At 62.6% G+C, this 7,540-nt stretch carries 7 protein-coding genes and 1 pseudogene; 6 read left to right on the plus strand and 2 right to left on the minus strand.

Going from position 1 to position 7,540, the window contains the following annotated elements:
• Positions 1-1,164: FtsK/SpoIIIE domain-containing protein (locus tag ENZ75_RS14075; protein ID WP_281061236.1), on the plus strand; the 1,164-nt coding region annotated here is incomplete at its 5' end.
• Positions 1,165-1,267: 103 nt separating this feature from the next.
• Here the strand turns inward: ENZ75_RS14075 and ENZ75_RS14080 are convergent.
• Positions 1,268-1,651 carry a hypothetical protein gene (locus tag ENZ75_RS14080; RefSeq protein ID WP_127218570.1) on the minus strand — a complete coding sequence of 128 codons (384 nt, stop codon included), beginning with the start codon at positions 1,649-1,651 and terminating at the stop codon, positions 1,268-1,270.
• A 345-nt stretch (positions 1,652-1,996) separates the two neighbouring features.
• Entirely contained in the window at positions 1,997-2,653 is a 657-nt protein-coding gene (gene fsa, locus ENZ75_RS14085) for a fructose-6-phosphate aldolase (protein ID WP_024504222.1), read from the minus strand.
• 90 nt (positions 2,654-2,743) lie between these two features.
• Between fsa and ENZ75_RS14090 the strand changes: the two genes are divergently transcribed.
• From ENZ75_RS14090 to ENZ75_RS14110, 5 genes and pseudogenes are all read left to right on the plus strand, one after another.
• Entirely contained in the window at positions 2,744-4,927 is a 2,184-nt protein-coding gene (locus ENZ75_RS14090) for a primosomal protein N' (RefSeq protein ID WP_063169454.1), read from the plus strand.
• A 54-nt stretch (positions 4,928-4,981) separates the two neighbouring features.
• Positions 4,982-5,677: an aspartate/glutamate racemase family protein gene (locus ENZ75_RS14095; protein WP_063169453.1), complete on the plus strand. Its 696-nt coding sequence runs from the start codon at positions 4,982-4,984 to the stop codon at positions 5,675-5,677.
• A gap of 95 nt (positions 5,678-5,772) precedes the next feature.
• Positions 5,773-6,168: a DUF4345 family protein gene (locus ENZ75_RS14100; protein ID WP_013529034.1), complete on the plus strand. Its 396-nt coding sequence runs from the start codon at positions 5,773-5,775 to the stop codon at positions 6,166-6,168.
• Positions 6,169-6,414: 246 nt separating this feature from the next.
• Positions 6,415-6,975 (plus strand): F0F1 ATP synthase subunit delta, encoded by a 561-nt coding sequence (locus ENZ75_RS14105; RefSeq protein ID WP_013529035.1) that lies wholly within the window; start codon positions 6,415-6,417, stop codon positions 6,973-6,975.
• A pseudogene (locus ENZ75_RS14110) lies at positions 6,975-7,540 on the plus strand (F0F1 ATP synthase subunit alpha); the annotation flags it as partial. The gene ENZ75_RS14105 and the pseudogene ENZ75_RS14110, both read left to right, overlap by 1 nt.

The following is a 7,540-nucleotide window of genomic DNA, read 5'->3' on the forward strand; positions in this document are numbered from 1 at the left end:
ATGGTGTTGATGGCGACCGACTTGCCGGAGCCGGTCATCGCCGAGCTGGCGAAGATGCCGCATCTGCTCGTGGCCGGAACCACCGGCTCCGGCAAGTCGGTCGCCATCAACACCATGATCCTGTCGTTGCTCTATCGGCTGAAGCCGGAAGAATGCCGGCTGATCATGGTCGATCCCAAAATGCTCGAACTCTCTGTCTATGACGGCATCCCGCATCTTCTGACGCCCGTCGTCACGGATCCCAAGAAAGCCGTCACGGCGCTCAAATGGGCGGTGCGCGAAATGGAGGACCGGTATCGCAAGATGGCGCGGCTCGGTGTGCGCAACATCGACGGCTACAACGAGCGCGCCGCCCAAGCCCGCGACAAGGGCGAAACCGTCGTCATGACGGTGCAGACCGGCTTCGAAAAGGGCACCGGCGAACCGCTTTTCGAACAGCAGGAAGTAGACCTGGCGCCGATGCCCTACATCGTCGTCATCGTCGACGAGATGGCCGACCTGATGATGGTCGCCGGCAAGGAGATCGAAGGCGCCATCCAGCGTTTGGCGCAGATGGCGCGTGCTGCCGGCATCCACCTGATCATGGCAACGCAGCGTCCCTCGGTCGACGTCATCACGGGCACGATCAAGGCCAATTTCCCGACCCGGATTTCCTTCCAGGTGACGTCGAAGATCGACAGCCGCACCATCCTGGGCGAGCAGGGCGCCGAGCAGCTGCTCGGCCAGGGCGACATGCTGCACATGATGGGTGGCGGGCGCATTTCGCGCGTGCATGGGCCGTTTGTCTCCGACGCGGAGGTAGAGCACGTCGTGGCGCATCTCAAGGCGCAGGGCCGGCCTGAATATCTGGAAACCGTGACCGCCGACGAGGATGAGGAAGAAATCGACGAGGACCAGGGCGCGGTCTTCGACAAGGGATCGGTTGCAGCCGAAGACAGCGATGCGATCTACGACGAGGCGGTCAAGGTGGTGGTGCGCGACAAGAAGTGTTCGACCTCCTACATCCAGCGCCGCCTCGGCATCGGCTACAACCGCGCCGCATCCCTGGTCGAGCGTATGGAAAAGGAAGGATTGGTCGGCGCACCCAACCATGTTGGCAAACGCGAAATCATCATGGGCCGGCGCCAGCCGGCGACCGTGCCTGAGGATGACGGCGCGGACTGAGCGACCCCGGCCGTTATGGGATCATGCTTCAGGGGATGCTTCAGCTGCGGGTCAAGCTCGTGAATTCCATCACCTATCCCAGCCTAAACCTTAAGCATCTACACTAGCGGTTAGTGACGGCCTTTCCAATGCTGACGACCACATAGGATAACCAGCCAATGACATGCCCGAAGAAATAGATGCACAGTCCCAAATATGTAAGCAACGCAATCACAAATAGCTTCTCACCTAACGCAACATTCGTCACGAAGCCTTGAGGCAACAGGGCAAGAATCCAACCGAAGTGAAGGCCCCAGCTACACCCCCATTGACCACACGTCCGGTTGGCACTCAGCACCGTTGCGCCAAGCCACACGACCGAAATCACTATGAAACTCACCCACGAATAACGTTTGTCCCGAATGAGGCCGTAGATTGAAAATGCCTTTGCGAAAGCGAGTCCTATTGATGCAAGAACAGAAAAGGCGATTGAGATTAGAAGGCTCATGTTCGACCCAGTAGCTAAAACATCGAAGCTACAGCCAGCACCTTTACAAAGGGTTCGACCAAGTCATCGTTTTTTAAGTTCGTCGAAGGGCATCTCTCTAGCGTGATATCCAGGGTATGCTTCAGCAGCGTGTCGATCTGGTGAACTCGATCAAATATCCTGTTTTGAACTTGTCGCTCTCGATTTCAGCTGGATGCAATGCTGCGATGCAGTAAAGCCAAAAGAGCTAGTGCAAGGCACCCAAAAACAAAGACATGGAAAGTCACCCCACCCGCAGCACATAAAAAAGACCGGTTGCCCGGTCTTTTTTCACTGCAAGCGCATTGGCTTCAGCCGATCGCCATCTCAGCCAATCGATTGGCCGGTCTTGGCCCAGTCGGCGAGGAAGGCGGCGAGGCCCTTGTCGGTCAGCGGATGGTTGACCAGGGCCTTCAGGGTCGCCGGCGGCGCGGTCACGACATCGGCGCCGATGAGTGCCGCCTGCTTGACGTGGTTCACGGTGCGCACCGAGGCGACGAGGATCTCGGTCTGGAAATCGTAATTATCATAGATCTGCCGGATTTCCTGGATCAGCTCCATGCCGTCGATGCCGATGTCGTCGATGCGGCCGACGAAGGGCGAGATGAACGAGGCGCCGGCCTTGGCCGCCAGCAGCGCCTGGTTGGCCGAAAAGCACAGGGTGACGTTGACCAGGCGGTTCATCTCGGTGCGGATCGTCTTGCAAGCCTTGAGACCGTCCAGCGTCAGCGGCACTTTGATGCAGACATTGTCGGCGATCTTGGCCAGAACCTTGGCCTGCTGCATCATCTCGGAATATTCGGTGGCGGTGACTTCAGCCGAAACCGGACCCTTGACGATGTCGCAAATCTGTTTGGTGACCTCGGCGATCTTGCCGCCGGATTTGAGGATCAGCGACGGATTGGTGGTGACGCCGTCGAGCAGCCCCAGATCGTTCAGCTCACGGATATCCTTGACGTCGGCGGTGTCGACAAAAAATTTCATGGCGGGTCTCCTGAAGATTTTCATGTGCATGTCATGCACATTTGGGGTCGGCCTTTGATCTAGACCAAAGTCAGGGCAAGGTCACGCCTCATGATCGAAGATTCGCCCTTTGTCGCAGCCGCACCGGTGCTGGTGCCGATGCCCGCCGAACGCCCCTACACCTACGCCGTGCCGGCCGGCATGCGCGTGGTGCCGGGCTCGATCGTGCGTGTGCCGCTCGGGCCGCGCCAGGTCGCCGGCATCGTCTGGGATGGCGCGGTCGAGAAGGTCGACGCGAAAAAGCTGCGTCCTATCGAACAGGTCTTCGACTGCCCGCCGATCGACCGCGCGATGCGCCGTTTCGTCGACTGGGTGGCGCAGTACACGCTATCGCCGCCCGGCATGGTGGCGCGCATGCTGCTCAGGGCGCCGGAGGCTTTCGACCCCGAACCGTGGATCGAGGGGTTGCAGCGCACGCTTCTCGCACCTGACCGGATGACGGGCGCCAGGCAGCGCGTGCTGGAGACGGCCGAAGGCGGCCTTGCCTGGACGCGCTCCGGCCTCGCTCACGCCGCCGGCGTGTCCTCGACGGTGATCGACGGCCTGAGGGCGCAAGGCGTGTTCGAGACCGTGATGATCCCGCCGCGCCCGGTGGTGGCCGCGCCCGATCCCGGCTACGCTATTCCGGAACTGATGCCGGACCAGGGCGCCGCGGCGCAGATGCTGCGCGCCAATGTCGCAGCCGGCGTGTTCAACGTCGCGCTGCTCGACGGCGTCACCGGATCCGGTAAGACCGAGGTCTATTTCGAGGCTGTGGCGGCTGCGCTCGACCAGGGCAGGCAGGTGCTGATCCTGCTGCCGGAAATCGCGCTGACGCATGCCTTTCTCGAGCGCTTCCAGCAGCGCTTCGGCGCCAAGCCGGGCGAATGGCATTCCGACCTGCCGCCGCGGATGCGCGAGCGGGTTTGGCGGCAAGTGGCGGAGGGCGGCGTGCGGGTCGTCGCCGGCGCGCGCTCGGCGCTGTTCCTGCCGTTCAAGGAGCTCGGCCTTATCGTCGTCGACGAGGAGCACGACCCTGCCTACAAGCAGGAGGACCGCGTCTTCTACAATGCGCGCGACATGGCGGTGGTGCGCGGCCATATCGGCAGCTTCCCCGTGGTGCTGGCGTCGGCGACGCCGTCGGTCGAAAGCCGGGTCAATGCCAGCCAAGGTAAATATAACAGGGCGGTGCTTTCCGCTCGCTTCGCCGAGGCGGCGCTTCCGCATCTGAAGGCGGTCGACATGCGGCGTGCGCCGCCGGCGCGTGGCGGTTTCCTGTCGCCGGTGCTGCTCGACCAGATGCGCCAGACGCTGGAGAGGAAGGAGCAGTCGCTGCTGTTCCTCAACCGGCGCGGCTATGCGCCGCTGACCCTGTGCCGGGTCTGCGGCCATCGTTTCGGCTGCCCGGTCTGCTCGGCCTGGCTGGTCGAGCACCGGTTTCGCGGGCAACTGGTCTGCCATCATTGCGGGCACAATGAGCGCCGCCCCGAAGCCTGCCCGGAATGCGGCACGCTCGATCATCTGGTCGCCTGCGGACCGGGTGTCGAGCGCATCGCCGAAGAGGTCGTGACGCATTTCCCCGACGCGCGCACCATCGTCTTGTCGTCAGACCTGATGGGCGGCGTGCGGCGGCTGCGGCTGGAGCTGGAGGCGATCGCCGACGGCGAGGCCGATATCGTCATCGGCACGCAGCTCGTCGCCAAGGGCCACAATTTCCCTAATATGACCCTGGTCGGCGTCGTCGATGCCGATCTCGGCCTTGCCAACGGCGATCCACGCGCCGCCGAACGCACATTCCAGTTGCTCAGCCAGGTGACAGGCCGCGCCGGCCGCACCGGCAAGAAGAGCCTTGGACTGCTGCAGACCTTCCAGCCCGACCATCCGGTGATGCGGGCGATCGTCTCCGGCGACGCCGAGGCTTTTTACGAGCGCGAGATTGCCGAGCGCGAACGGGCCGCCCTGCCGCCCTTCGGCCGGCTCGCCGGCGTCATCGTCAGCGCGGTGACGCGAGCGGAAGCCGAGGGCCATGCACGCGGCCTGCGCCGCGCAGCACCCGAGGCGTCAGATCTGTTCGTGCTGGGTCCAGCCGAGGCGCCGCTGTCCCTGCTCGGCGGCCGCCACCGCTTCCGCCTGCTGATCCAGGGCGAACGGCGCGCCGACATGCAAGGTTTTATCAGGGCCATGCTGGCCAACGGGCCGAAGCAACGCGGCTCGGTCCGGGTGCAGGTCGACGTCGACCCGCAGAGTTTTTTGTAAGGTTGCGCTTTCAGCGATAGGTTGCCCGCAAGCCAGCGAGATGTGGAAACTCATATGAAGACCCTTGGCCTGCTCGGCGGCATGAGCTGGGAATCGACCGCCATCTACTATCGCCTGCTCAACGAGATCGTGCGCGAACGGCTGGGTGGGCTGCATTCCGCGAAACTGCTTCTGTGGTCGTTCGACTTTGCCGAAATCGCCGAGCGGCAGCATCACGGCGACTGGGACGGTGCCGGCGTGCTCCTCGTAGAAGCGGCGCGCAAGCTTGAGGCCGGCGGCGCGGAAGGTCTGCTTTTGTGCACCAACACCATGCACAAACTGGCCGATCAGGTGCAGGCGTCGGTGTCGATCCCGCTGATCCACATCGCCGATGCCACCGCAGTGGCGGTCAAGCGTGCCGGAATGCAGCGTCCGGCGCTGCTGGCGACGCGCTTCACCATGGAGCAGGATTTCTACAAGGGCCGGCTCGCTGACAGATTTGGCTTGGACCCCGTGGTGCCGGATGCGGCCGGGCGCGACATGGTCCATCGCGTCATCTACGACGAGTTGTGCCAGGGCATGGTCAAGGAGACTTCAAAGGCGGCCTATATCGCCGAGACCGAACGCCTGCGCCGCGAAGAGGCGGCCGACAGCGTCATCATGGGCTGCACCGAGATCACCATGCTCATCGGCCAGCAGGATTTCGACATCCCGGTCTTCGACACGACGCGCATCCATGTCGAGGCGGCTGTGGAATTCGCGCTCGGTTGATGCGCGCTGCCTAAAGTACCTGGACCCATCTGGCGCGGGGGCTTTCCTCCGTTAGAATGCCCGGAATTTCAAAACAGGCATCTCGAGGGGACAAGATGGATTTTGCGCTTCCATGGCCGACGAGCCAGGGCGAATGGCTGGCTTGGTCGAGCGCCGTCTTCACGGTGCTGCTCGGGCTTTTGTTCTTCCTGGCGCCGGGTCTCGCCTTTCGTGCCCTGCGCCTGCAGGTCAAGCCAGAGAAGGCTGCGGCGATCGCCGAGGGGCGCGGCAGGATGTCGGGCTTTTATCTGGGTGTCGGCCTGTGCTGTATCCTGCTGGCGCAGCCGCTGATCTACATGGCGCTTGGCTTCTCCTGGCTGTTCACTGCCTTCGGCCGGCTGCTGTCGATGATGTCTGATGGCGCCAACACGCCTTTCAATTGGGTTTCCATTGTGCTGGAATTGGTCCTGGCGGCGTTGCCGCTCGCCTTCGCCTTCGGCTTTCTGCCCTGAATCATTGGGTATTCCGCGATCGAAGACGGGCGACTTTCGCCGGATGCGACAATAGTGCCTGAAAACCATGCGGAACGACGCATTGCGGTCTTAAAATGCCTGTGCTAGACGGCAATCGACTTTCGGCCGGGGATAGCGGAAGCCGCGCCTCCGTGCTCGAAAAAATGCAGTAAGGTCAAAGATTTAGCCAGAGTTTTTGCTCGCGCCAACAATCTACGGCCTGTCAGACAAGAGAAAAGACGGTCCGTGGCTCAATCGTCATCGCCAATCTCAGGTGTCGCAGAACGCTATGCGGGTTCGCTGTTCGAACTCGCCCTGCAGGCAAATTCCGTGGCCAAGGTCGAAGCCGACCTCAACAGTTTCGAAATCATGCTCGCGGGCAGCGCTGATCTCACCCGGCTGATCAACAGCCCGGTGTTCTCCAGCGAGGACCAGGCGAAGGCCATCGCGGCGATCGCCGACAAGGCCGGGATCACCGGCCTCACCGGAAATTTCCTGCGCGTCGTCGCCCGCAACCGCCGGCTGTTCGCCATTCCCGGCATGATCAGGGCGTTCCGCCAGATATCAGCCGAACACCGTGGCGAGACCGCTGCTGAAGTGACGTCGGCTCACGCGCTGACGGCTGTCCAGCAGACCGAACTCAAGGCGGCGCTGAAGAGCGTTGCCGGCAAGGACGTGGCTATCTCCGTCACCGTCGATCCGTCGCTGCTCGGCGGGCTGGTGGTCAAGATGGGCTCGCGCCAGATCGATACGTCGCTCAAAACCAAACTCAATTCGCTCAAGCTTGCACTGAAAGAGGTCGGCTGATGGACATCCGCGCCGCGGAAATTTCCGCAATTCTGAAAGACCAGATCAAGAATTTCGGCAAGGAGGCCGAGGTCTCCGAAGTTGGACAGGTGCTGTCCGTCGGTGACGGTATCGCTCGTGTCTACGGCCTCGACAATGTCCAGGCCGGCGAGATGGTCGAATTCCCCGGCGGCATCCGCGGCATGGCGCTCAACCTCGAAGCCGACAATGTCGGCGTCGTCATCTTCGGCGCCGACCGCGACATCAAGGAAGGCGACATCGTCAAGCGCACCGGCGCCATCGTCGACGTTCCCGTCGGCCCAGGCCTGCTCGGCCGCGTCGTCGATGCGCTCGGCAATCCGATCGATGGCAAGGGTCCGATCAAGGCAGTCGAGCGCAAGCGCGTCGACGTCAAGGCGCCCGGCATCATTCCGCGCAAATCGGTGAACGAGCCGATGTCGACCGGCCTCAAGGCCATCGATGCGCTGATCCCGGTCGGCCGCGGCCAGCGCGAGCTGGTCATCGGCGATCGCCAGACCGGCAAGACCGCCATCATCCTCGACACGATGCTCAACCAGAAGTCGGT

The organism is Mesorhizobium sp. M7A.F.Ca.CA.002.04.1.1 (assembly GCF_004022805.1).
GTDB lineage: Bacteria > Pseudomonadota > Alphaproteobacteria > Rhizobiales > Rhizobiaceae > Mesorhizobium > Mesorhizobium ciceri.